This window comes from Bacillus sp. X1(2014) (assembly GCF_007678255.1).
In genome coordinates, this window is the sequence record NZ_VEED01000022.1 from 1 (window position 1) to 26,199 (window position 26,199).

Below are 26,199 nucleotides of genomic sequence, written 5' to 3' on the forward strand. Positions count from 1 at the left end.
TCCTCTATTTAACTATGCCTACACGAAAGCCATAATAATCTAATCTCATTGCATTCAATTGTTATTCCTATATCAAAGGTTATGAAATCCTGCGAATAAGCGAGTATTCGGGAGAAAATCGTATTAAACTGAGGGAGTTGAAGAAGTAATTAATGATTAACGTCGCATTTGAGATATATTGCATATTTAGGGAAAACAGAACCACTCCAGTAGTTCCGTCTACTAGAGTGACTCATCTTATGAAAGGAAAAGTGTGGATAATATAACTTATGCGTTCATAGTAAAAGTGATTGGACAAGCATGGATCAATAGTAAATAAATTAAAGACCAATGACTAGAGGTAGTGAAAAATCATATCCATGATTACATGATTAAATAGAGTCTGTATTAGTTAATGAACAATACGAAGAAAAAGTGCAGCAAATGAGAAGGTGCTTCTTCAACTAACGGGTGCAATAGTTGCAAAATTGGTGGCATTTTTGTTGTTGTCTTGACGGTTAGGATATTTAAGGGAGTAAATTATTCATCGTGTAATTCTGTATTTCGAGGACAAAATATGTTAAGGGATTGTACTGGAAAAGCACTCCCATTTTTTAATAAGGAGTGAAATGAATGGCTGATAAAAACGAACGCAATCGAGTCGATAAAGATGCTGGTGAGGCTGTAGGTGCTGTTGTTGGTGCGGTCTCTGGTGCTACCGTGGGTCTTGCTTACGGTCCGATTGGTACTGTAGTAGGAGCAATTACAGGTGGAGTGATGGGTAACAATCTCGGTGAAGGAGCCGATGAAGCTAATGACGGTGATGCGAATCGAGAAGATTAGATTAATACAAAGAGGTACATGCATTAAGACTTTCAAAAAGGGAGTCCTTTTATTTTTCTATTAATTAATTCAGCTTTTTTAGGTAAATTTCCAAAAAAGATTGTGGATTGTTTCACTTAAAGTAACGGGTGCAATAGTTGAAGAATGGGGTTGCAGCGGCAGCTCCTTTTCTTGTTCCACTAAAGGAGCAGGTTACTTTAAGAAGGAATTCACGCAAGAAATGAAAAGAAGTTTTGAAAGCTTTTTTGTAAATGACAATACATAATGTCGTTTCCATTCAATTGCATTACTGAGTTCATTTTTGTTGAAACTGAAATGGCTCCATCAGATGTTATTTTAATTCCTGGTGCGAGTGAGACTCAACTAATGGAAAATGCCGTATCTTTATATCAACAGGGACTTGCACATTACATATTACCGTCATGGGGTTAACCCAAGTTTAGAATCCATAGATTGGGAATTCTTAAGAAATATTGGAATTACAGGCGAGACTCCTCAAGAATCCATTTTAAAGGAATATATGGAAATGAGTATATTTGAAAAGGCAAGTTTCTGCTTGGATGTTCTTGGAACAATGGAATACACCCGAAAAAGGTCATATTGGTATGTAAAGCATACCATTCCCGCAGAGCATTATTTTCTTATCAAACGGCGTTTACAAAAGAAACTGAATACTTTGTTTCGCCCATAATTGACAGGACTGAAATAACTAAGGAAAACTGGTTTTTATCTGAAGAAAGGATATAACGTGTAATGAAAGGGGCTGAGAAAATCGGTAAATACTTCGGTCCTCATTTTCCTAACTGGGTGAAATAAACCACGAATCTATAGATGGTGATCTAGTTTTTCTTATTGCACTGAACTTTTTTAAAAAAAGTAATACACGTCCAATCTCCTCTGTCCACTTTTACATAGATTATAAAGTGAAATTTATAAGAGGGAGGAATAGATTGGACATGATGCATTCAAAAAACGTCAATAATGATATAAACGTAAAGAAAGAAAAATTAAAAGACCTAAAAGTAAGTATTATAATGCCTTCGTACAATAAATACGATTATGTTTCCCTTTCGCTGTATTGTTTGAACAAGCAAACCTTTAGTCGTGCTGATTATGAAGTAATTTTAGTAGATGATTGCTCGACGGATAATACACACTTAATTCTAGAGGAATTCAATCCTTTATTTAATTTTAAGTATATACGCCCAAAAAAAAATATTGGAAGATCTAAAGCACGTAACCTTGGTTTAAGGTATGCAAAAGGAGATATCATCATTTTTCTGGATGCTGAAATGCTTACAGAACCCGACTTTATTGAAAATCACTTTAGGCATCATCAGAACGAGGAAAATTTAGTTGTTTGTGGAGCAATGCACTATCGGGGAATATACACGTTTCTAACATCTAAATATAATCAAAATCAATGGAGTCATATAAATTCCTTTGTAGGCAACGATTCTTTCTTTAAATTTTCGTATAAAAATTATATCCAAAATCATCCTGGCTCGGATAGCCTTTATCCACTTATTACCAATAAAAACATCGACGATTATAGCTATAAAAGACTTTCGTTTCCGAACTGGTATTTTACTAACATGCTAAACACGGGTTTACGTGATTTTGGTTCAGACCTAAGGAATTATACACTTCCCTATATTGCGTTTTTAACAGGGAATGTTTCGGTGCATCGAAAGCAATTGGAAAAAACGGGATATTTTGATGAGTCCTTCCAAGGATATGGTGCAGAGGACTGGGAGTTGGGTTACCGATTGTATAAAGAAAGTGCACGCTTTATCCTGGACCCTAAATGTTTTTCTTATCACCAGGAACATCCCGTTTCCCCAAGCAATTTCCAGGAAGCAATGGGCAACTTATACAAATTTATGAAAAAACATCCTCATTTTGATGTATTGTCTCTTGCCCTTGAACATAAGCCAGGACTTACTTTTACGCAAATCCACTATGTAGTTAGCCAATATAATGAACTTTCTAACCTTTACCCTGATGATTTAAAAGAATTCAAACAAACACTATGCGATATGTTGTTAAAACTAGTAAAAAGATTGAAGAACAACAAACCTGTAGAAAATTTGCATGATACAGATATTCATAAAGCCAAAATTCTTATACAACAACTTAAGTCCGTGAGAGATAATCAGTTGTATGCTCTTGCGGATACCTTTGAGGAATTGTTTAAACTATAGTAGGAAGATCTTAAATGTTTGAAACACCTTAAAGAAATGTCATTTAAAAAGAAAATACTGTATGTGGTAGTGCTAATTATATTCTCATGTCTTTCACCAATGTATACAGTAGGCTTTACTAAAAAAGGTTCTTTATACTTGGACACATCTTTAACGGGGTAATAAATAAAAGTTTGTGAAATGTTGTACTTAAAGTAACGGGTGCAAGAGTTGAAGAATGGGGATTGCGGCGGCGATCCTTATTTTGTTATTCAGCTAACGGGGCAGGTTAGTGCAATAAGTTTTCTTAGAATTTTTGATATATGGATAGTTAGGATTTATAATGATTGAATTTTGTCTATTTTTGTAATGTTTTGATATCTTTTGTAGAAACTATTTTTATTTTTCTTAATATAATCCATAATATTTTTGGTAGGATTCCAATCTTTTATGGAAATGGGAAAATTGAAATATTAAAAAAATATAATCTAAAGTGGTCCCAATGGAGGAATGACTGATCTTGCAAGAATAAAATAGTAACAAGAATAATTTTTTTTACACCAATCGGGACATTTTATGTCTATGTAGGACGAATAGTGTCCCAACTCATTTTGTTGCAATATATTCAAAATATATTAAAAAATTCAAGGAGGATTTATTATGCCAACAAACGTATTATCCTTAACAACTTATCCTTTTTATATAAATGGGGAATGGAGAGAAAGTAAGTCTGGTGAAACAATTAAAATCACGTCACCTTATCTTTATGAAGTGCTTGGAGAAGTACAGGCAATTACAACTGAAGAGGTAGATGAGGCAATTTATTATGCTCATACAGCCCAAAAAAATTGGGCAGATACTTCACTTCAAGAACGGGCAAAATTTTTGTATCAATGGGCAGATGAATTAGAAAACATGCAAGAGGAAATTGCTGAAATCATCATGAAAGAAGTTGGGAAAAGTTTTACTGATGCAAAGAGTGAAGTCGTACGTACTGCCGGTTTCATTCGTTACACGGTAGAAGAAGCGATGCATATGAAAGGAGAGAGTTTAAAGGGAGATAGCTTCCCAGGCGGTTCTAAGTCTAAGATTGCGATTGTTGATCGTGTTCCACTTGGAATAGTCCTAGCCATCCCTCCCTTTAACTATCCGGTCAATTTAGCTGCTGCTAAACTGGCACCTGCACTTATTTCCGGGAATGCAGTCATCTTTAAACCTGCTACACAAGGCGCGATCAGCGGGATAAAAATGATTGAGGCTCTTCACAAAGCAAACTTTCCAAAAGGTCTTGTCAATATCGTGACAGGTCGTGGTTCGGTTATTGGTGATTACTTGGTGGAGCATAAAGGAATTAATATGATTTCCTTTACAGGTGGAACAAATACCGGAACTCGCTTAGCGAAAAAAGCGGGCATGATTCCACTTGTACTTGAGCTTGGTGGGAAAGATCCTGGTATTGTGCGTGAAGATGCTGATTTAAATGAAGCGGCGAAACATATTATCAGCGGTGCATTTTCTTATTCCGGTCAGCGTTGCACAGCGATTAAACGCGTATTAGTTCATGACAGTGTTGCGGACGAGCTTGCTTCGATTTTAAAAGAAGAAATTGAAAAACTGGTGGTAGGTTCCCCGGAAGACGGCAGCACGGTTGTCCCGTTAATTGATACACAGTCTGCTGACTTTGTTCAAGGATTAATTGAGGATGCCATAGAAAAAGGCGCAACCCTTGTAACAGGAAATAAGCGTGAACACAATTTAATTTACCCTACTCTTCTTGATCATGTGACAGAAGACATGACCGTAGCTTGGGAGGAACCGTTCGGACCTGTGCTTCCAATAATCCGTGTATCCTCTGATGAAGAAGCGATCAATATTGCGAATGAATCTGAATTTGGCTTACAGGCAAGTGTCTTTACCAAAGATATTAATAAAGCATTTGCGATTGCGAATAAAATTGAAACAGGCTCAGTTCAAATAAACGGTCGTACCGAACGCGGCCCGGATCATTTCCCATTTATCGGTGTAAAAGGATCCGGAATGGGTGCGCAAGGTATCCACAAGAGCATTGAATCGATGACGCGTGAAAAAGTAACTGTATTAAATCTTACTTATTAATCTAAAATTGTAACTTTAATTCCTAATAGAGGGGCCTTGTTGGCCCTTCTTTGTTAATTTCCCTTGGAAGCTTTAAAAGCAATATACGTTGCATTGGCACCAGAAATTCCAGGGGTTCCACCAAATAAAAGGAGTTGGAAGATTTATGAAGAATACTAATAGCCTTACTATAGAGGAATTAGAAAGACGAATTGCTCATTTTGAGGATCGTCTTAAGGATTTTATTATTACCGAGGAACAAATTGAGTTGATCAAAGAAAGGTTAAGGGAACTAAAAAACGCAAAAGAGTGTTTATCATCGGAATGGGGTCGGTACCTGCCAGTCAAGTAGCGTTACAGAAAGCAGGGCTTAGTATTCAGAAAATTGATTTACCCCTTAAAGTACTTTATTCATTGATCTTAAAAGGAATAAGTCGGTAATTGATTATATAGATGAAAATGGTTAGACATCTCAATATTTTGTATAACAAATTTAATCCGCTCCTAAAAAACATTTTAAAGCGGGGACATGCATTATCAATCTTTCTGGCTCGATTTTTTGTAAATCAATAAGAGGTGAGTAGACTGAAAACAAGACAAGAGATACTTGGAGAGTTGAAAACAGAATTGCTACGGATTGGTTCAACCAACCAAAGGGATTATGATTTGTTGAAGAGGAAAGGACAAGTTTATAGTACAACCATTTGTCGCAGGTTAAAGTTAAGCTGGCCTGAAGTCGTCAATCAAACTGGATTAAAGTTTTTTTCTACATAGAAGGAGCATTGGATAAGTCCAATGTTTATTCTTCCTGAGTACCAAAGTAAAGGTATAGCGCAGAAAGCATCATTTCAGTTGAGAAAATGTTTATCAAAGCTACTAGTTGGGAATTAGCTACAATTTTAGAAGAAGAAGAATATATTAAGAGCGTGTTTGGATTAATCTTTTTTTCAAAAAAGCTCTTTCTTTTTGTTTGTTAAACAAGGTTATTAGGTTCAATTGATCAAACATTAGTAAGTTACCTAACACTTGGCTGCACCTTAATGTTTCATTGCTATTAATACCTGTACTATTTTTTCATCAGGATTTGGCAAAGAGATTTATTCAAACGTTACAGGTTAATTTAGGGAATGTAGACAGCGATGGTATATGCTATTCGCTGTTTTTTCTTGGGGGAAATTTTTTCGAAATGGAGCATAAGGCCATGAGGTAGGTGTTTCATATCGTGGAGGAAGGCTGGGGGCGCTGACAAGAGCGCCATTTCATGTCTTGCGGGGAATCGAAATGTACCTAGGAAAATCATATGACTCAAATTATTTTTCTAGTAAATCATTTTAACCGGCCCCATATATTCTATATCATATCGATATGAGTTATTTTCCAATGATCATTCTTAATCAGGTGCTCTAAGCTATCTTTGTCTTTATTCTTAAAGTAATCAATAATTTGTTTATGCTGTTCATTCATTTGTTCTAATACTGTAAAGAGTTTTTCTTCGTCTTTACTTAAATAAATCTGCCTAACAAAACTATTCTGTAAAGAATCAAGAAGATCAATTAATGTAGAGTTGTAACACTTATCAATGTATACTTTATGGAATTGGTTTTGGTATTTTTGATAATCTGTATAATTTTTCTGAGAAATGGAAAGGTCGATTTTCCTAACCAACTCTTCCATTAGTTCCATGTCATCTTCGGTCAAATTGTCCAGAGCTAAAGTGGCTGCAAAGGCATCTAGTACACCAACAACACTAAAAACATCGAGCTTTTTCTTGGTATCAATTTCTTTAACGATAAATCCTCTTCGAGGAAAGAACTCTAGTAAATTTTCAGAAGCTAGTTGGATTAAGGCTTCCCTCACAGGTGTTCTGCTTACTTCTAATTTCTCGCTTAGTGCTATTTCGTTTATCTTTTGATTGGGAAGTAATGTTCCATTCTGAATTTCTGTGGCTATATAATCGTATACATGATCTTTTAATGATCGGTACCTCTTTTTGATAGTTATTCCCCCCAAAGTTAAAAAAAGTGGAAATTCTTGCTTTTTATATTAGCATGAGCACCCAAATTCTTCAATATCTCTTCAATATCGTCCCAAAGTAACTCATTATCCTTTTTAAATCTATTGTATCCAATTCTAATATGTTATGAATCAATTTATATTAGATTCTTATTTTTGGAAAATTAAAAGAATAGGGAAGAAGCGGACGGTGTTTTTTTAGACAAGCCAATACAAATAAATCTTAATTATTAAAACTAAACAGTTAAATTTTAAAATTTAACATTGAAAATGGAAAAGGTCCATTATATAATCTTCATAGAGATATTTTTCAGATAATTCAGTGTATTATACAATATATTGTATAATTTAAAGTGTCTTAGTAAGAAGGTGTCCAAAGTACGAACCACATTAAAAATAAGATGTGTAAAAAATTTAGTGTAAAGAGGGATTTTTTTAATGAAATTTAGTGGGGATACAAAAGGACATTTTCAAAGTTATAAAAATGAGAGGTGGTAGAAACATGGGTGAAAGAAACTTTAAAGGTATAAAAGACGGTACAAAAGCTGTATGGGCAGGAGAAAAAGAATTTCTTGCTTATAATGCAACCCAAGTTCCTGTGGTGCTTAGTGTAGCCTACAATTACAATGACGTGGATGAGTGGCAAGAGGTTGCTCTCGGAAATAAACCTGGACATATTTACAATCGAATGACAAATCCAACTGTGCAAGCTTTTGAAGAAAAAGTACGAATTCTTGAGGGAGCGGAGGAAGCGATTGGTTTCTCATCAGGAATGGCCGCTATTAGCAGCACCTTATATACATTTTTAAGGCCTGGAGACCGAGTAATATCCGTAAAAGACACCTATGGGGGAACTAATAAAATCTTTACTGAATTCTTGCCGCATATCGATGTAGATGTAACGTTATGCAACACTGGAAATCATGAAGAAATTGAAGCTGAAGTGGTCAAAGGATGTAAGGTTTTATATTTGGAGTCTCCAACCAACCCTACCATGAAAATTACGGATATTAAGAGAATGGTGAGAGCCGGGAAATCGGTGGGGGCATTGGTGATAATAGACAATACTTTTGCTACTCCTATTAATCAAAATCCAATTCAATTAGGAGTTGATATCGTCATCCATAGTGCCACTAAATTTTTAAGCGGACATGCCGATGCGTTAGGGGGTGTAGTGTGCGGCTCCAAAGAACTGATGAAAAGAGTTTATCACTATCGCGAAATTAATGGAGCAACCATGGATCCGTGGTCAGCTTATCTTATTTTAAGAGGGATGAAAACGTTAAAACTTCGTGTCAGGCAGCAAGAAAAGAGTGCAATGGCGATTGCAAAGTATCTGCAAAAGCAAAAGTTTGTGGAAGCAGTTTATTACCCTGGATTAGAAACACACCCACATCACCAAATTGCAAAGAAACAGATGAAGGGTTTCGGCGGAATATTAAGTTTTGTATTGAAAGATGAAATGGAGGCAATCAAAATTTTATTGCCAAAATTACAATATGCAAACAAAGCTGGAAATCTTGGAGCTGTTGAAACGATATACGGACCAGCAAGAACGACCAGCCATGTCGAATGTACTTTTGAAGAACGGAAAGCTCTTGGTATTCCGGAAGGTTTGGTTCGTATCTCCGTAGGGATTGAAGATACAGAAGATCTTATTTCGGATTTAGAACAAGCTTTTTCCCATTTAGAATCGCAATTTCCTGTTAATAGCAGCAAGTGAAAATATAACAATGGAAGAGGTATTGAGTATGACACATAAAATTGCGTTGCTTGGTTTTGGTGTAGTTGGTCAAGGATTTGCAGAAATTTTAGAAGAAAAAGGTGAATTGTTACGCAGTGGACTTGGCTTGGATGTAAAAATTGTTGCCATTTCCGATTTTCTTAAGGGATCTCTTTATCATCCAGAAGGCTTGGATATTGCTAAAGCATTACAAGCTGTAAAGGAAACAGGGAAACTTGATTGTTACCCGGAAAGCCCTGGTTTGGTAAGAGGATGGGATAGTTTTCAGACAATCTGTGAAAGTAATGCGGACACCATTGTAGAAATTACTTTCACAGATGTAAAAACCGGCCAACCTGCCATCGATCATTGTAAAGCAGCATTTGAAAGCAGAAAGAATGTAGTAATGAGCAATAAAGGTCCAGTTTCTTTAGCTTACCAAGAGCTGGTTGAGTTAGCCAGAAAGAATCATGTTCGATGGGGCTTTGAAGGAACCGTTATGAGCGGAACACCTGCATTGAGAATGCCCCTCGTTGCATTGGCAGGAAATAATATTTCCGAAATACGTGGGATTTTAAATGGAACGACCAATTATATTTTAACTAAAATGGAAGAAGGCTTGAGTTATGAGGCAGCATTGGCTGAGGCACAAGCTCTTGGCTATGCAGAGGCAGATCCTACAAGTGATATCGAGGGGTATGATGCCCAATATAAAGCTACTATTCTTGTTAATATTGTCATGAATGTTCCGATGAAACGAGAAGAAGTAGAATGTGAAGGAATTAGTCATCTTACACAACAAGATATCCAATGGGCAAAATCTAAGGGGAAAAAATGGAAACTTATTGCTAAATGTATAAAAGATGGTGATAAAGTCATCGCGAAGGTAGGTCCCGAAGCGATACCGATTACAGATCCTTTAGCTGGAGTCTCAGGTGCACAAAATGCGATTACATATGATTGCGATTTAGCCGGTCCGATCACGCTTATTGGTGCCGGAGCTGGCCGAAAGGAAACTGGATTCTCTATTCTGATTGATTTAATTAATATAAGCCGCGGTCAATTGTAATCTTTTGCACTATTAAATTACAAAGTGAAAAATTAGTCATATGAGGTGGTTACATAATGACATTTATAGAGACACAGACAAAAGCAAATAAGATGTTTCTAGCTGGAAAGTGGGTATCCCGCTCCAATAGCATTAAAGTCTTCGACCCCCAAGATAATCGTTTAATCGCAACTGTCCCTGCCGCTAATGAGGAAGATGTACTTCAAACCATAGAGGAGGCAAAAAAGGGAGCAAAAATTGCTGCTGACATGACGACACACGAAAGAATTACGATTCTAAATCGTGCTGCTGACTGGATTTATGAGCATAAAGAAAAATTTGCAACCACGATTGCATGTGAGGGAAGTAAAACAATTAAAGAGGCAAGAAAAGAAGTATTACGCTGTATTGAGACTCTTTGTATTAGTGCTGAAGAGGCAAGGAGAATGAATGGAGAAACGATTTTATTTGACCAAATGCCGGGAAGTGAAGATCGCATGGGATATTATTATCGTTTTCCTATTGGAATCATTGTGGCGATCACGCCTTTTAACGATCCATTAAACCTAGTTGCACATAAAGTGGGGCCAGCTATTGCTGCTGGAAATGCGATCATCGTTAAACCAGCACCAGCTACACCATTAAGCGCTCTTTTATTGGCAGAAGCATTTGAAAAAGCAGGTTTGCCTCCTAAAGTTTTATCCGTCATTACCGGTTATCCAAGTGACATGGGAGAAAGCCTGATTACCCATCCAGCGATACGAATGATATCTTTTACAGGGGGACTTTCCACTGGCCAAGCGATTATGCAAAAGGCGGGCATGAAAAAGTTCAGTATGGAATTAGGATCGAACTCACCGGTTATCGTTCTAGAAGACGCTGATTTAGAAGAAGCCGTTGAATCAACTGTTTCCGGAGCCTTTTGGGCTGCTGGTCAAAATTGCCTCGGAGTGCAAAGAGTATATGTGCAAGAAGGGATTTATCAGGACTTTGTCGGAAGGTTCCTTACTCGTACTCTAAAGTATCGAGTGGGTAATAAATTTTCAGAGGAAACTGATATGGGGCCAATGATATCAGAAAAGGAAGCCAAGCGAGTGGAGAGTTGGGTTAATGAAGCCGTTGAAAGCGGTGCAAAATTGCTTTGTGGTGGCAAACGAAAGGGATCTTTTTATTACCCAACTGTTTTAGAGAATGTACCAGCTGATTGCAAGCTGGCAACGGAAGAAGTCTTTGGACCAGTTGTTACCCTTTATAGTGTTCCTGATCTTGATACGGCTATTTTTCAATCTAACAATGTGGCTTTCGGCTTACAAGCAGGTATTTTCACTCAAAATTTAAATTATGCTTTGGCGGCTGTACGTAAGCTGGATGTAGGCGGGGTTATCGTAAATGACAGCTCCGATTATCGAATAGATGCGATGCCTTTTGGGGGGGTAAAAGGTTCTGGTATAGGTCGTGAAGGCATTAAATTTTCACTTCAAGAAATGACTGAACCAAAAGTTGTTTGTTTTAAGGTTGCCGTTAAAAGATAATAAGACAATTCAGTGGTATAATGCTAGTTTAATAGGAATTGACCTAATAGGTTGGCCGATGGTTACCTATACCAAGGGAGGAAACTGGATGCTACAGGCAAATAATTCTGATCAAAATCAGTTAAAGCGTACAATGAAAAGCAGACATTTGTTCATGATTTCGCTAGGAGGGGTAATTGGAACGGGCCTTTTTCTAAGCACGGGCTATACCATTAATCAAGCTGGACCAGGAGGGACGATTCTCGCTTATTTGGTTGGGGCATTGATTATGTATCTTGTTATGCTGTGCCTTGGTGAATTAACTGTAGCCATGCCGGTAACCGGTTCATTTCAAACGTATGCTACAAAGTATGTCGGTCCTGCTACCGGATTTACCATTGGTGTAATGTACTGGCTTACCTGGGTGGTAACAGTAGGATCGGAATTTACCGCATCTGGTCTATTAATGAAGCGATGGTTCCCTGATACTTCTGTTTGGATATGGAGTGCCATCTTTGCGATTATCCTTTTTCTACTAAATGCCTTTTCAGTAAAATTTTTTGCAGAAGCAGAATTTTGGTTTGCCGGAATTAAAGTAATTACCATTATATTATTTATCATATTGGGGGGAGCCGCGATGTTTGGTTTCATACCAATGAAAGGCCATGCATCTGCCCCGATGCTCTCACATTTTACTAGTGAAGGAGGTCTTTTTCCTAATGGGCTGCTTCCAGTTTTAATGGCTATGATTTCCGTAAACTTTGCCTTTTCAGGAACAGAGCTCATTGGAATTACAGCGGGAGAGAGCGAAAATCCGGAAAAAGACATTCCCCGATCCGTTAGAAATGTAATTTGGAGAACTGTTTTCTTCTTTATCGGAGCTATATTTGTATTATCTGGATTAATCTCATGGAAAGAAGCAGGAGTCATTGAAAGTCCGTTCGTTATGGTCTTTGATAATATAGGAATTCCTTATGCAGCTGATATCATGAACTTCGTTATACTTACGGCTTTATTATCCGTAGCAAATTCCGGTCTCTATGCATCTACTCGTATGTTATGGTCTCTTTCCAACGAAAAAACAATAAGCCCCCTCTTAGGAAAGGTAACCTCAAAAGGAGTGCCGCTTAATGCGTTAATTGTAAGTATGGCAGTAGCCAGTTTGTCGTTATTCTCTAGTGTAATTGCACCAGATACGGTTTATTTAGTGCTTGTAGCTATTTCAGGATTTGCCGTGGTTATTGTGTGGATGGGAATTGTGTTATCGCAGTATATGTTTCGTAAGCATTTTATTAAAGAGGGGGGGAATATTTCACATTTGAAGTTTCGTACACCTCTTTATCCCTTTGTGCCCATCACTGCTTTTGTTCTATGTTTCGCTTCTTGTGTAGGACTTGCTTTCGATCAAAGCCAACGAATTGCTCTGTATAGCGGAGTACCCTTCATTGCTTTATGTTATTTTTACTACTATATTAAAAATCGTGGAAAGAAGAATCTATTAGATTCTCAAGATGAACTCGATCAGTATATAGAGAATATTAAGTAGAGAGGGTCTGGTGTTAGAGATCCATTAAAATGGAATATACTACTGATACTATCGGGATTGGTGTAAAAAACTGTAAATGAAATAAAAAAACGTACAAAATCTTCGGTTGTCAGACTGTTAAGCTAATAATCCAATCCATTGTTGAATGAATTTCACCTTACTTTGGACAGACTTCTCCGCAGGAGAATCTGTCCTTTTTAACCAAATTCATCGTTTCGACTCTACCTATACTCTGTTTAACTTAAGTAACGGCCTAGACATTTTTCCAACTTTGGTCTATATTGATGAACTCAATGAACACTGATGATTTAAGAAATGGAAAGTCTTGTCCTTTCATCATTTCTACGGGATCACAGAAAATTGACTGTAGCGGAGGTACTACAATGAATCCTATTGAAAACATATTACAGAAATTCCCGCTAGTTATATTAGACGGTGCTATGGCAACTGAGCTTGAGCGTCATAGCTGTGATTTGAACGACAGCCTTTGGTCGGCAACCATACTTATGGAAAATCCGGAGCTTATCAAACAGGTACATACGGATTATTTTACAGCGGGAGCTGACTGTGCTATCACCGCCAGTTACCAGGCAACTGTCGAAGGATTTGCCCGACGCGGTTTAAGCGAGGCTGAAGCACTAACTCTCATCAAGAAATCCGTCCAGATAGCCTTAAAAGCACGCGATGAATTCTGGGGAAAATTCGAGAACCGGTCAAACCGGCCGAAGCCTTTAGTAGCCGGTTCAGTAGGGCCATATGGCGCATTTCTTGCTGACGGATCTGAATATCGAGGAGATTATACGTTGACCGAAGATGAACTTATGAATTTCCATAGGCCCCGTATGAAAGCCCTGATTGATGCCGGTGCCGATATCCTAGCCTGCGAAACCATTCCATGTCTGATGGAGGCCAGAGCAATCGTCAGGTTGTTAGAAGAGTTTCCCAGAACCTATGCATGGATCAGCTTCAGTGCAAAAGACGGGCTGCATATTAGTAATGGAACCCCGATTGCTGAATGTGCTGAATGGCTGGATAAACATGATCAAGTGGCTGCCGTCGGCATAAACTGCACGCGGCCCCAGTACATTTCTTCGCTGATAAAAAAAGTGCACAGTCACACAGACAAACCCATCATCGTATATCCAAATTTAGGCGAGCGGTACGATGCAGTCACCAAAACTTGGCATGGGCCATCATCCGAAGAAACTTACGGCGACAGTACGCATCACTGGTATGAATGCGGTGCCCGATTGATTGGCGGCTGCTGCAGGACAAAACCGGAGAATATAACGACCATTGCTGGATGGGCGAGGTAAGGATAAAAAAGCAAGGATTCCGGTGTTAAAGTATTCTCTACATCCCTTACCTTTCCGCTAGTATCTGGTCATGATGCAACAAAAATGTTGGTTCTAGTCAAAAAACTTCAATATAAGTAAAAAGTCAGTGATGTAATAATAATGCACGTTGATTCAGAAGGAAACACGATTGATTGCGATGCTTCAATAATGAAGGTCGCTCTTTTTCTTCTTTTAGTAAAGGACAGGTTAATTGAAATAACAAATTAGCAATCAATCTTTTCAATAAATTATGGTAATGTTGAAATAGTGACAAGTTAAGGCGTTAAGATCTGAGCTTAAAGAAGTAAAAAAAGACCTTAAAAATAAAATGGAAGAATGAGAAATAGATTATTTTCTCCTTAAACAAATGGGGGCAAGAGTTGAACAATGAGTTGCTGCGGTAGCTTTTTACTCTAACGGATCAGGATAGTGAAAAAAGCGTTTGACGAAAAGGACATTCCTGGTTTTACAGGATGCCCTTTTTACTCGGCAGGGGTATTTTGTTAGAAATTAAAATCTAGAATCATCTTACTGGATTGACCTGTAAACTTATAATTATAGGACCCTTTCAAGCTTTCTAAGTCACCGGTAGCTTTGATGATTGTTGCAGGAGAATCTAAATTTCCTTTATCAAATATTCCTTGCTCTATAGCTGTAAATGTTCCCTTTTTTTCCTTATAAGTTCCTTCGAAATGTAGAAATCCGGAAATTTTAGAAGTAGCCAAATGACCATCATCTACACTTGACTCTAAATAATATAATAAATATTCAACAAAAGCTTTTCCTTTTAATTCGCCGTCAATATCATATTCGACGTGGGCAATATTAATAGGGAAATCTTTTCTAGTTTCATCGACTGGCTTTTCATCCCATTTACTTACTGTAAATGTTACCTCCATTTGCGTAAAACTCCTTTCATTATTTGTTAGTAATTCACCTCTAGTATACCATCCAAAAAATACCATTAATAGTGATATGGAATGTTTTTATGTGATTTTTCTTTACTAACTTTGTGAAATATTACACTTAAAGTAACGGGTGCAAGAGTTGTATATCAAGCTGTCATTTTGGCAGCTTTTCTTGTTGCACTAAAGGGGCAGAATAGCTAAATAAAGAAGGAGATATACTAAGTTAAATAATTCCTTATGGTAAGGGGGTAGTAATATGTCAATGAAAAAACAGTGGTTACTTAATATTGTAATGATATTACTCTCGTGGCTTACAATACCTTTGTTAGGATGGCGGACTATAAAGAGATTTTTACCAGCCTCAATCCTTGCTGTTCTACTATGTAGTTTGGATGCTCAAATTGGAAAAAAACGCAGATGGTGGTCTTTTTATAATAAACCACAATCCTTTATTCAAAATGAATTTCCTTTTCTCATAGGTCCAATGTTGGCGATGTCTTTATGGACATTAAAATGGGGATACGGAAATTTTAAAAAGTTTATTATGTTAAATGCTATTGGCGAAGCAATTTTTGTATCTCCAATTACAAGGTTATTCACAAAATTAAAACTCTATAAATTAGTTCAATTTAACGAATCTCAATTCTTTCTATATTTCTTTTACAAGGCTTTTTTCTTATATGGATTTCAATATCTTTTTGAAAAATACAAGAAAACTAATGACTTTTAAAGTAGCGGGTGCGACTCTTCAAGAAGAAGGTTGCCTTTTTTTATTCCACAATAAAAATTGTGAAATTTTGCACTTAAACTATCTTAATTAAAGAGGAACGCTCGTTTTAACTAACAAAAACAATTTTTATCGTAAAAAAATATAAATTTATGGGGAAATTTACTTGCGTAATAGTTTGTCCAATATTGCTATTTCAAAAGGGATGGGTATAGTAGTTTTTAAAAGGGTAAATTGTGCCACCAGAATGGCCCCCATGGTCTCCCTTAGGAGGTAAACAATATAAAAGTATCTTATATTCTTGATGTTATCATAGCGATCACAGGCCCTTTGTATGAATGGAGAAGTATTGACACAAGAAGAATTGATTCCCATATCCATCAATTGAATAAACTGCTTTGGTTTCAAGAATTGTATCAGGAAGAAAAGTATCGAAAATTGTTTGTGATGAATTATAGAACACGGCGATATTTAGATAGTCCGTTTCGGGTAAAGAGATTAATGGATAGTCCAAAAGCTCAGTTACATTTTCTCAAACTGCTTAACAAACAATTGGAGAAAAAGAAGAGAGATCATGACAAACCATTGTGGTGAGGCTATGGCTTGTTCCTTTTGGGTTTAGTAATAGAAAAATATGTTTATTCTTATATCAGGAGGTTTTTTAGTATGTCGAGAGAATTATGGTTGAACCTGCCAGTGCGAGACCCAGAACGGGCAAAGGAGTTTTATACACAACTTGGTTTTCGTTTGAATGAAAAGTATGTAAGTCAAGACGGCTCATTCAGCTTGATCGTCGGTGACAATCAGGTTGTTTTAATGCTCTTCCCGGAATCCACGTTCCGCGGGTTTACTGGTAATGCAGATGCAGATTCGTGGCAGGGCACTGAAGTGTTATTCTCACTAGGGGCAAATTCTAGGGAGGAAGTGGATGAGCTCGCCTTAAAAGCCGAACGTGCAGGCGGTACTGTATTCGGTAAGCCGGGCGAAAAAGGTGGCTGGATGTACGGCTGCGGTTTTGCTGATCCGGACGGTCATCGCTGGAACGCGTTGTACATGGATATGAGTAAAATGCCCAAAGGCTAAAAGCAAGATTCACCACTTCGTGAAGAGTGTTAGAAAGTAAAAAAAGCTACATAAATACCGGGTGAAATAGTTGAACATCAAGCTGCCATTGGTAGCTTTATTTTTTTAATGAACTAAAGTGAGCGGAATCATAAATAAATGGAACTATTAGTAAGTAATCACGTCTAATTTTATGGAGGTGCGTTATGAAAATAAAAGGTATATTTGTTTTATCTACCATTCTTTTATCGATGCTTTTAATAAGCTGCCAGCAGAGTACAACAGATAATCCAAAAAAGCCTTATCGTTCCGAAGAAGCTATAAAAAATGGCGATATCGTTAACGTACACGGAGAAATAAGCAATTTGGAGAAGTTTAATCAATTTATTGAAAATGTGAATAATGGCGTTAAGGATAAAGTTCGTATAACAAGTTATACCATAGAAGGGGACCCAATTTTCTATAACTTGGATTATAATGGTAAGGAAATAAAATACACTTACGATGCTTCACAAGATAGTTATGGAGCGACCGGAAAACAAAGTGCTACTTGTTCTGATATCGTAAGTTCAAATAATGAAAATGGAGTAGAGTACCATTTAAGTAATTGTTCCTCGGATGTCGGCAATACGTTTAATTTTCAAGTTCCTAAGTAATTGATAGAATGTTGGTGTATTCTTTTATCCTCCTGACGTATTTAAACAAACCACACACCATATTCTTAGTTAGGAAGAACAATTTTGAAGGGAGTTATCCCCCACATGAATAGGATAAAATTTATGATGAAACAATTCCTAACAGAGCCTTTGTGGTTTAAACTACTAATCTCTACCACTCTGCTTATTTCAGTGATTTTTAGTAGTTCATATTTTTCGAATCATGCCTATTTTCAAAGCGGTTCTAAATTAGCTGCGGCTATCTTTTTTATTGCTTATGGTATTAAGTTTAGGAGGAGTCGTGTAACGGCTGTCATCTTATTTACTTCCGCTGTTGTATGTATCTTTCTATCCATCCGGGCAATATAAACTTTAACCAAGGCGACGGTTCACCGTCCCCGTGGTTCACTCTCAAACATGTTTTATCGCTTTTAAATGCTGAATATGTATGCCAATATGTCCAATCCCTATTATAATAGAGGATGCGATTAGCCAAATAACTTTACCGTAAATACCTAATAGAAAAAAAGCAATGACAGGCAGACTAGCACCAGGGACGGGGATTCCATAAAAACTCCGATAAAAATTTTCCTCCGTATGCTCATGAGTAAAATATCTCATCCAACTAATCTCATAAAGAACCATCAGAAGGAATGAGGCTATTAGCCACCAACTCCATGCTGAAAATGGGGAAATGTTATAATCGCTAAAAATTAGTATGCTGCAAGTACAGCACGCTTGCCCCACACGCTCAAACAGTACTAATAGTTTGTTTTCGTTTGTAGTGTTATAGTCAATTGGCTTATTCTTACTCCAGATGGCGTTTGGAATCCATAACATCAGCAAATAGATCAGACCTACATATGAAAATCCTAAATGACCTAACATACTAACCCCCCTGATAAGATTCAATCACCTATTATTACTTACTTTACCATTTATCAGGAGGTTTAATATTACATAAAAAGGAAACTATAGTGAATTTTTCAACTTAATGAGGAAGGATGGAGTCAAATTGTCTTCAATTCTAAGTTTTCATTATGCAAGAACAGCCTTTTTCACCCTTTTCATTTGCTCACTTTTAACAGGGTGTAATAGCAAAGAAACAACACCTTTTGAACATAATTATCAGTTTCATGGTGAATCAACCCATTGGGCGGCAACTATACTATTTTCAGGAAAAGGCAAAACATCCACCCATTATGATGAAAATCAAAAAAGCTTTTTGCTAGAATATAAAGGTGATTATGAGGATATCGCCCATTCAGTTGTCAGCTATAACTATAAATCTAGCGGAGAGTCTGAAGGAGGATCAGAAAGCCCTCCAGGCACCAAATATATACGGACCAGTTCAAAGGGAACTGGCGGCGACATACAAGATAAGGATGAAATTATAAAGGTAACTGTTAAGTGGGATGGCAAAAAAGAGGTCATTCCTATGAAAATAACGAGCGGTAAATAATTGATATATCCTGCTCGTTAATGTAAAAATAACTATCAGCAAGTGGTATTGGCATGATGACACGCTCAAATTAGTTCCCCCCTCTAAGTCAGAGAGGGGATCTTTGCTGTTTCAAAGGTAAAAATAGATTCTTTCCACTGAGTTTGGTTAGGATCAATTCTTCAAAAAAGGTAACTAAAAAGGGGTTTGGCGAAATAGTAGTCAAAGTTGGCGAAATCCTGCCCCGGTTTGGCGAAATAACTCCAGAAGTCGGCGAAATAACGCCATTGTTTAGCGAAATCCCAGTCTAAATTGGCGAAATCCGCACCTCAGCGGTGTGCCGCCAGTTCCGTTCCAATGTTCTTAAAATAAGGTAACTAAAAAGGGGTTTGGCGAAATAGTAATCAAAGTTGGCGAAATCCCGCTATAGTTTAGCGAAATCCCAGTCCAAATTGGCGAAATCCACACCTCTGCGTTGTGCCACCAGATTCGTCCCCCTGGCACCCTCGAAAAACCTAGTTCCTTCTATTATATAGTTATTAAAATTGGTAACGTTTTCAATAAACAACCCAAATTCCACAAATTGTCCTATTTAACAAAATTTTAAAACAGGTTATGATATTAAATCTAAGAGACTATTAAAAGGGGAAAAGAGATGAGAAAGTTATTGCAGCGTGTGGCGCTAAGTGCGGCACTTCCTCTGCTGGTGTTGCTGGCTTGGGGTCATACGCCGGTCTATGCGGAAGGCACGGTTATTACAAATTATATTACGGAAGATACAGTGTTCAAAAAGGAGGGATCCCCGTATTATATTAATGCATGGGTGCAGATTGGCAAAAATGCGACCCTAACAATTGAGCCGGGGGTTGAGTTAATCAGTAAGCCTGGGACTGGAAATGGGTTCACGGTGTATGGGAAGTTGAAGGCTCTTGGAACAGCGGCAGAGCCGATTAAAATGCAAGGCATGTATATCAGTGCCTGGACGACTTGGACCAAAGAGGCGGCTATCCAGTTGGACCATACCGTGGTCAGCAATACCAGCATGGACATTCAAGACTTACAGGTGACAGTGACAAATAGTGAATTTTCAAAGGCAAATCTCTCACTAAGTGGCACTTTTGCAACAATTGAAAATAGCTTCTTTCACGACCAAGCGAAAATCGGTTTTACCTCTACAGGACCTAAACCAGGGAACTTGAGCGTAAAAGGAAATACGTTTATCAATGACGGCTCTGGCTATACGGATGTTAAGCTTAGCCGCAGGGATACAAGTACGGCACCAATTACGATTACCGAAAACAATTTTTTCGGTACGATTCGGCTTGCGGTAAAACTCGATGGGCCATCACCAGGATGGGCAGCAGATGGTACCAATAACTATTGGGGTACCACCGACCCTACGTTAGTGAACCGTTCCGTTTATGATGGCAGTGATTCTGGCTATGGGGATCGACTCAATTATGAGCCATACGCTTATAAGCCATTTACCAATGGCTATCCAATGGGTGCGTTATTAGCCCCACAGGTTGATCCGATTTCTGACAGCTCAGCAATGGTCAAAGGAACAACAGATGCTGAAGCAACAGTCAACGTATTGAAAAATGGTACCGTCATTGCGAGCGGGAACACCAAAGCAGACGGAACGTTCGAAATTCCAATCCCTGTCCAAACTGGGGGAACGAATCTTACAATCAGCGTAACAGACAGCTATAAGCGTACAAGTGAAACAACCATATCCGTTCTTGATGAACAGGCACCAGAAATGCCGCAAATTAATCCAGTGACAGACCAAAGCGAAGTGGTAAGCGGTACATCCGAAGCGAATGCCCTCATTACCCTAAAAATAAACGACACCACAGAAATAACAGGAACAGCTGATGGCAACGGATACTTCAGCATTCCAATTAGTAAACAAACGGTGGGAACAGTAATCGAACTTACAGCGACGGATGCAGCCAAAAATGTAAGTCAACCGGCAAAAGCAACCGTCCTAGAAGGAACGCCACCAGCTAAACCTGAAATCAATGAAGAGCTGACTGATCAAACCATAATGATTTCTGGAAAAGCTGAGCCAGGAACAACAGTGGAAATGCGAGCTGAAGGCAAGACCATCAGCACAGCGACAGCTGGCACGGATGGTTTGTTCACTCTTAATTGGTCTATCCCAATCAAAGCGGGTACACAAGTGGTTGTTACAGCAATCGATCCTGCAAACAGTCGCAGTGAAGAGTTAACACTCACAGTAAAAGATAAAACAGCACCAGTGCTTACATTAGACTTCGTTTTTCCACCAACAACGACGAACCCAACAGTAAGCGGGACGTCTGAACCTGGTGAAACAATACAGGTATTGAAAAACGGTGAAATCATCGCAAATGGTGTGGCAGCAGATAACGGAACATTCAACATCACGATTCCTGCACAAACAAAGGGCACCATCCTTGAAGTCCAAGCAATCGACACCGCAGGCAATACGAGCAGCAAAACTGTCGAAGTGTTAGAAATCGATATCAATCCGCCATCAGCACCAACAGTGGACGACATCAATATCATTTCGACCGCTGTAACAGGCATCACGGAGCCAAACGTTACCGTAAATGTAATCATATTAGATCAAACCTATACCGGAGAATCAGACGATAAAGGTCACTTTTCTATCACTATTCCCAAGCAGCCGGTAAACAATTCAGTGTTTATCCAGGCGATAGACCAAGGTGGGAACATGAGTGAAATGGTGGTTAAGGTGGTAAAATCGCCAATCGGGTGGTATGTCGATGCCAATGGCAGCAAATACTACTTTAATACAACAACAGGAACAATGACTGTAGGCTGGCTGTCACTAGGCGGTAAACGCTACTACTTTGAAACAGATGGTAAATTGAGAACAAATAGCTTCCGAACGATCAGCTCAAAGGTGTATTACTTTAATAAAAATGGCGAAATGCAAACGTACTGGTTAACGCTCAATTCGAAAAAGTACTACTTTGGATCGGATGGAGTGCGCCGTACGGGCATTGTGCAAATAGGCACGAAAAAGTATTACTTTGCTAGCGATGGCACCATGAAAACTGGCTGGATTACACTTAGCAGCAAGAAGTACTACTTTAACAGCGACGGTACCATGAAAACCGGTGGGGCTACACTTAGCGGCAAGAAATACTATTTCAACAGTGACGGCACAATGAAAACAAGCTGGTTGAAACTAGGCAGCAAGAAGTACTACTTCAACAGCGACGGCACAATGAAAACGAGCTGGCTAAAACTCGGCACCAAGAAGTACTACTTCAACAGCGATGGAACAATAAAGACGGGCTGGCTAAAACTCGGCACCAAGAAGTATTATTTCAACAGCGATGGAACAATGAAGACGGGCTGGCTAAAACTCGGCACCAAGAAGTATTATTTCAACAGCGATGGCACGATGAAAACCGGCTGGCTGAAACTCGGCACCAAAAAGTACTACTTCAACACCAGTGGAGTCATGCAAACGGGCTGGGAAACGATTAGCGGCAAAAGATATTACTTTAACTCCAGTGGCGTTAGGGTGAAATAAACAAGAGGGCTGACTCAACTAGGGGTCAGCCTTTTCGTATGCCTTCAGCCAAATTTCGGTTATTTTTCAAGCATTAGGGGAAAATACTTTCAATTAAAAATATCTTTTGTCGAGGATGGATAGAGGCGAGTGACCGGCCATTTACCTATTGGTCATCTCACCATTGTGGGGGGAGTTCTATGAATGCATTATTAACCGTAATCCTAATAGGGATGGCGTTTTGGAAGGGTGATTGGCGGCATTGGCAAAAATACATCCTCACCATGTTTTACGTAAGCACCTGTAACTTGCTTTACAATCTCCTCTGCAAAGATCATATGCTTTGGAAACATAACCCGGAAGTATTTCCAAAATCACATACGATGGTGGATGTAGTTTTTACCTTTATCAACCTCCCGGCAATCGTCTTGCTCTATCTAAGTCATTACCCCTATTCAAAAACAAAGAGTGGGCAAGCTCTCTATATTATGAAGTGGATCGTTGGTTCGCTGATTGTCGAATATCCTTTTTATAAAATGCATCTGCTGATTCTAAATAATGGCTACGCGTATTGGATGGAGCCATTCTTTTATACCTTGATGTATGTGATGATACGCCTCCATTATTCAAGGCCGTTACTTACCTACCCTATCTCAGTTGTTATTATTGTGTTTATGCTTCGCTACTTCAACGTGTCACTAAAATAGTTGAGAGGTTCTACAACCTCTACTCATAAGCAGCAGCCAGTATAAGAGAGGTTCTCATTGATGTCAGTAGATTACATATTTATTTTGGCTATGTGGGTCAGTGGTGTAATGGCCTATATGTTCTTAACGCCGAAGAATCAGTACAGAAAATTACTATTTTCTCTCCTTACTTGTCAATCGCTTTTATGGCTAAATTCACTCATCCATGTCGAATTTAACCTGCTAGCCTTTCCGGTACGTGAATTTCCAAAAGCAACAGATCTGCTGATCACGACGGAGTATTTCTTTTACCCACTCCTTTGTGGGTTTTATATCGGATATGAGCCCAAACGTTCATATAAAATTCGACTGATCTATCTGTCCGTTTGGATTTCCTTCCTGACGGTTTATGATGTCATCCTTGTGAAGTATACAAATCTGATCGAATACGTCCACTATGCCTGGTATTTTACGTGGATCGATTTATTTTGTATCTTTGCAGTCACAAACTGGATTCATCAGTGGTTTTTTAAAAACAAGGAGAATTTTCGAGTGGAACAGGAGGCAGCTGAATGAAACTGGAGTGGTGGATTTTACTTGGCGTTTGGCTACTTACCATAGGACTGCTATTTCTCATTCCGAAAAATAAAATTCGTTTAGCGGTTACAGCCTTTTTATTTGCGCAGGCGCTCACATGGATCTTAGGCCTATTAGTGGTTCAGTATGGGCTTATTTCCTATCCTGTTAGGCTCTTTGCAGACGCCAACCGTGCAAGCTTCACGTATGAATTTTTTGTATACCCAGCTGTTGCTGCCATCTTTAATGTGTTTTATCCACACTCCTACAAAAAGGTCCTAAAGTTTCTTTACTATAGTGCCTATTGCACGGCACTGACCGTACCAGAGGTAGTGATTGAAAAATATACTGATTTAGTAGAGTATCACGGCTGGACATGGTATTGGACTTGGAGTTCGCTGTTTTTAACCTTTATGATAACACGTGGGTTTTGTCTGTGGTTTTTTAGGGGGATTTTAAAGGGAATGGATTAGGTATGCCGCAATTTAGGGGAGCTTTACAAAAAATTAACATTAGCACTCAAACAGGTTCGGGAGATACAAACCAGAGGCTAACTTGAGAAATCTGAGGTTAGCCTCTATCTATAATACTAGGTATTTTTGACCATAGTTTTACCTCCATATGAAAGTTATTAGAATATTTTGTGTTGTAATTCCTACCAATTATCTATTACCTCTTCAAATTAATGTAAAAAAGGTGTTTAATAGATAAAGTAATAATTAGTTAGACAACAAAACAAAATAACTGACAAATTATGATATGATAGTCAATGTTTTGTAATAAATGTGATATAATAGAAAATGTTTTGTAACAAACTTTTAGGAGGACGAAATGGAAGAGACTATTAGTTTAAAAGAGCTGCTCGAGACATTGAAAAAACGATTAGTATTAATCGTATCGATAACTGTAATTGCTGCCATCATTAGTGGAGTGGTTAGTTATTATTTCTTAACCCCGATTTACCAGGCTTCTACACAAATTCTTGTGAACCAAAAGAAAAATGAACAATCCTTATATCAAACGAATGAAGTTCAAACCAACCTTCAATTAATTAATACCTATAACGTAATCATCACAAGCCCAGCAATCTTAGACATCGTTACAAAAGAACTGGATTTAGACATGACAGCTTCTCAATTAAAAGAGAAGATTACCGTTGGAAGCGAAAAGGATTCCCAAGTAGTAAACTTGTCTGTTCAGGATCCAGATGCGACTGTAGCTGCACAAATTGCCAATAAAACGGCAGAAGTCTTTAAAAGACAGATTAAAAGTATCATGAGTGTCGATAATGTGAGCATTCTGGCAAAAGCAGATGTTTCAGAAAATCCATCACCAATTAAACCAAGACCATTATTAAACGTGGCTATCGCACTTGTTGTTGGTTTAATGGCCGGTGTCGGACTTGCTTTCTTACTTGAGTACTTTAATAGCACAATTAAAAACGAGCAAGATATAGATAAGATTTTAGGTCTTCCAATCCTAGGTGTCATAGCAACGATTGATGATCAAAAGATGGAAGAGGCAGTCGCACGTCGTGCTGGTAGAAAATCAACAGGAAGAGGTGAGGACATTGGCGCTTAAAAAGAAGAAATTGAACAGTAAAGACGCGAGCCGTAAGCTTGTCACAGCAATCGATCCGAAGTCACCGATTTCTGAGCAATACCGGACGATTCGAACCAATATCCAATACTCTTCTGTAGATGAAGAACTGAAGGCCATCATGGTCACTTCTTCAGGTCCTTCGGAAGGGAAGTCGACGACAGCAGCGAACCTTGCTGTTACCTTTGCACAACTTGGTAAAAAGGTATTATTAGTCGACGCTGACTTACGTAAACCAACGGTTCACCATACGTTTGGGATGAATAACTTATTTGGATTTACGACGGTATTAACAAAGCAAAGAGAACTTGAAAAAACAGTTCTTGAAACACAGGAGAAGGACTTATTCATCTTAACGAGCGGCCCGATTCCACCAAATCCTGCTGAACTATTAAGCTCGAAATCAATGGAACAATTCATTGAAGATGCGAAGTCACAGTTCGAATATATTATCTTTGATACCCCGCCATTATTAGCTGTAGCTGACCCGCAAATCCTTGCGAATCAGGTCGATGGTTCAATTTTGGTTGTATTTAGCGAGAAAACAGAAATCGATCAAGCGAAAAAAGGTAAGGAATTACTGGAAAATGCCCAAAGTAAATTACTAGGTGTCGTCTTGAATCATAAAGAAGTACAAAATGGAGATTATTATTATTATTATGGATCTAGGTGACAAGTTTCGACAAATTCCATCCCTGATACGTGTTACTATGATAATTGTCGTTGAAAAATAAC

Annotated in this window: 26 protein-coding genes and 1 pseudogene; 24 read left to right on the forward strand and 3 right to left on the reverse strand. The window is 38.2% G+C overall.

Annotated elements, in window-relative coordinates:
- Positions 1-612: 612 nt before the first annotated feature.
- From FS608_RS25570 to FS608_RS31485, 8 genes and pseudogenes are all read left to right on the forward strand, one after another.
- The gene (locus tag FS608_RS25570; RefSeq protein ID WP_144555394.1) at positions 613-822 is read left to right on the forward strand and encodes a tape measure protein; all 210 of its coding nucleotides are present in this window, start codon (positions 613-615) and stop codon (positions 820-822) included.
- Between the two features lie 100 nt (positions 823-922).
- Positions 923-1,087: a hypothetical protein gene (locus FS608_RS30935; protein ID WP_222127405.1), complete on the forward strand. Its 165-nt coding sequence runs from the start codon at positions 923-925 to the stop codon at positions 1,085-1,087.
- Positions 1,087-1,254, forward strand: coding sequence for a hypothetical protein (locus FS608_RS31680; protein WP_313958741.1), 168 nt, complete (start codon positions 1,087-1,089; stop codon positions 1,252-1,254). The genes FS608_RS30935 and FS608_RS31680 overlap by 1 nt, the downstream gene beginning before the upstream one ends.
- Before the next feature lie 524 nt (positions 1,255-1,778).
- Complete coding sequence (locus tag FS608_RS25580; RefSeq protein WP_144555395.1) at positions 1,779-3,026, forward strand: glycosyltransferase; 1,248 nt, start codon at positions 1,779-1,781, stop codon at positions 3,024-3,026.
- Positions 3,027-3,665: 639 nt separating this feature from the next.
- The gene (locus tag FS608_RS25585) at positions 3,666-5,120 is read left to right on the forward strand and encodes an NADP-dependent glyceraldehyde-3-phosphate dehydrogenase (RefSeq protein ID WP_144555396.1); all 1,455 of its coding nucleotides are present in this window, start codon (positions 3,666-3,668) and stop codon (positions 5,118-5,120) included.
- A gap of 145 nt (positions 5,121-5,265) precedes the next feature.
- A complete protein-coding gene (locus tag FS608_RS25590; RefSeq protein ID WP_144555397.1) occupies positions 5,266-5,451 on the forward strand; it encodes a hypothetical protein in 186 nt (61 codons plus the stop codon).
- A gap of 224 nt (positions 5,452-5,675) precedes the next feature.
- A complete protein-coding gene (locus FS608_RS30945; protein WP_144555398.1) occupies positions 5,676-5,873 on the forward strand; it encodes a hypothetical protein in 198 nt (65 codons plus the stop codon).
- Between the two features lie 9 nt (positions 5,874-5,882).
- Positions 5,883-6,076: pseudogene (locus tag FS608_RS31485) on the forward strand (hypothetical protein); the annotation flags it as partial.
- 373 nt (positions 6,077-6,449) lie between these two features.
- Here the strand turns inward: FS608_RS31485 and FS608_RS25605 are convergent.
- Positions 6,450-7,109 (reverse strand): GntR family transcriptional regulator, encoded by a 660-nt coding sequence (locus tag FS608_RS25605; RefSeq protein WP_260871824.1) that lies wholly within the window; start codon positions 7,107-7,109, stop codon positions 6,450-6,452.
- A gap of 505 nt (positions 7,110-7,614) precedes the next feature.
- On the opposite strand from FS608_RS25605, the gene FS608_RS25610 reads away from it, so the two are divergent.
- The 5 genes from FS608_RS25610 (at position 7,615) to mmuM (ending at position 14,256) form a co-directional block, all read left to right on the forward strand.
- A complete protein-coding gene (locus tag FS608_RS25610; protein ID WP_144555399.1) occupies positions 7,615-8,835 on the forward strand; it encodes a cystathionine gamma-synthase family protein in 1,221 nt (406 codons plus the stop codon).
- 28 nt (positions 8,836-8,863) lie between these two features.
- Positions 8,864-9,904, forward strand: a complete 1,041-nt coding sequence (locus tag FS608_RS25615; RefSeq protein ID WP_144555400.1) for a homoserine dehydrogenase — start codon at positions 8,864-8,866, stop codon at positions 9,902-9,904.
- A gap of 56 nt (positions 9,905-9,960) precedes the next feature.
- Positions 9,961-11,415 (forward strand): aldehyde dehydrogenase family protein, encoded by a 1,455-nt coding sequence (locus FS608_RS25620; protein WP_260871825.1) that lies wholly within the window; start codon positions 9,961-9,963, stop codon positions 11,413-11,415.
- Between the two features lie 88 nt (positions 11,416-11,503).
- Positions 11,504-12,940: an amino acid permease gene (locus FS608_RS25625; RefSeq protein ID WP_144555401.1), complete on the forward strand. Its 1,437-nt coding sequence runs from the start codon at positions 11,504-11,506 to the stop codon at positions 12,938-12,940.
- Between the two features lie 383 nt (positions 12,941-13,323).
- The gene (mmuM, locus tag FS608_RS25630; protein ID WP_144555402.1) at positions 13,324-14,256 is read left to right on the forward strand and encodes a homocysteine S-methyltransferase; all 933 of its coding nucleotides are present in this window, start codon (positions 13,324-13,326) and stop codon (positions 14,254-14,256) included.
- Positions 14,257-14,780: 524 nt separating this feature from the next.
- On the opposite strand, the gene FS608_RS25635 is transcribed toward mmuM, so the two are convergent.
- On the reverse strand, positions 14,781-15,176 hold the full coding sequence (locus FS608_RS25635) for a DUF3224 domain-containing protein (protein ID WP_144555403.1): 396 nt from the start codon (positions 15,174-15,176) through the stop codon (positions 14,781-14,783).
- Between the two features lie 265 nt (positions 15,177-15,441).
- Between FS608_RS25635 and FS608_RS25640 the strand changes: the two genes are divergently transcribed.
- From FS608_RS25640 to FS608_RS25655, 4 genes are all read left to right on the forward strand, one after another.
- A complete protein-coding gene (locus FS608_RS25640) occupies positions 15,442-15,915 on the forward strand; it encodes a hypothetical protein (protein WP_144555404.1) in 474 nt (157 codons plus the stop codon).
- A 663-nt stretch (positions 15,916-16,578) separates the two neighbouring features.
- Positions 16,579-16,995, forward strand: a complete 417-nt coding sequence (locus tag FS608_RS25645; RefSeq protein WP_144555405.1) for a VOC family protein — start codon at positions 16,579-16,581, stop codon at positions 16,993-16,995.
- Positions 16,996-17,180: 185 nt separating this feature from the next.
- Positions 17,181-17,630, forward strand: coding sequence for a DUF4362 domain-containing protein (locus tag FS608_RS25650; RefSeq protein ID WP_144555406.1), 450 nt, complete (start codon positions 17,181-17,183; stop codon positions 17,628-17,630).
- Between the two features lie 105 nt (positions 17,631-17,735).
- Positions 17,736-17,999 (forward strand): hypothetical protein, encoded by a 264-nt coding sequence (locus tag FS608_RS25655; RefSeq protein WP_144555407.1) that lies wholly within the window; start codon positions 17,736-17,738, stop codon positions 17,997-17,999.
- A gap of 42 nt (positions 18,000-18,041) precedes the next feature.
- Here FS608_RS25655 and FS608_RS25660 read toward each other — a convergent pair whose 3' ends face one another.
- The gene (locus FS608_RS25660) at positions 18,042-18,518 is read right to left on the reverse strand and encodes a hypothetical protein (RefSeq protein ID WP_144555408.1); all 477 of its coding nucleotides are present in this window, start codon (positions 18,516-18,518) and stop codon (positions 18,042-18,044) included.
- Between the two features lie 127 nt (positions 18,519-18,645).
- Here FS608_RS25660 and FS608_RS25665 point away from each other — a divergent pair, with 127 nt between their 5' ends.
- The 7 genes from FS608_RS25665 to FS608_RS25695 all read left to right on the forward strand — a co-directional run bounded on the left by FS608_RS25665 (position 18,646) and on the right by FS608_RS25695 (position 26,137).
- Positions 18,646-19,092, forward strand: coding sequence for a hypothetical protein (locus tag FS608_RS25665; protein ID WP_144555409.1), 447 nt, complete (start codon positions 18,646-18,648; stop codon positions 19,090-19,092).
- A 634-nt stretch (positions 19,093-19,726) separates the two neighbouring features.
- Complete coding sequence (locus FS608_RS25670; protein WP_144555410.1) at positions 19,727-22,624, forward strand: Ig-like domain-containing protein; 2,898 nt, start codon at positions 19,727-19,729, stop codon at positions 22,622-22,624.
- A gap of 179 nt (positions 22,625-22,803) precedes the next feature.
- Entirely contained in the window at positions 22,804-23,310 is a 507-nt protein-coding gene (locus FS608_RS25675) for a CBO0543 family protein (protein ID WP_144555411.1), read from the forward strand.
- A 60-nt stretch (positions 23,311-23,370) separates the two neighbouring features.
- Positions 23,371-23,865, forward strand: a complete 495-nt coding sequence (locus FS608_RS25680) for a CBO0543 family protein (RefSeq protein ID WP_144555412.1) — start codon at positions 23,371-23,373, stop codon at positions 23,863-23,865.
- Positions 23,862-24,338: a CBO0543 family protein gene (locus FS608_RS25685; RefSeq protein ID WP_144555413.1), complete on the forward strand. Its 477-nt coding sequence runs from the start codon at positions 23,862-23,864 to the stop codon at positions 24,336-24,338. Before FS608_RS25680 ends, FS608_RS25685 begins: the two co-directional genes overlap by 4 nt.
- Before the next feature lie 358 nt (positions 24,339-24,696).
- Positions 24,697-25,446: a YveK family protein gene (locus FS608_RS25690; protein ID WP_144555414.1), complete on the forward strand. Its 750-nt coding sequence runs from the start codon at positions 24,697-24,699 to the stop codon at positions 25,444-25,446.
- Positions 25,436-26,137 (forward strand): CpsD/CapB family tyrosine-protein kinase, encoded by a 702-nt coding sequence (locus FS608_RS25695; RefSeq protein WP_144555415.1) that lies wholly within the window; start codon positions 25,436-25,438, stop codon positions 26,135-26,137. The genes FS608_RS25690 and FS608_RS25695 overlap by 11 nt, the downstream gene beginning before the upstream one ends.
- Positions 26,138-26,199: the final 62 nt, after the last annotated feature.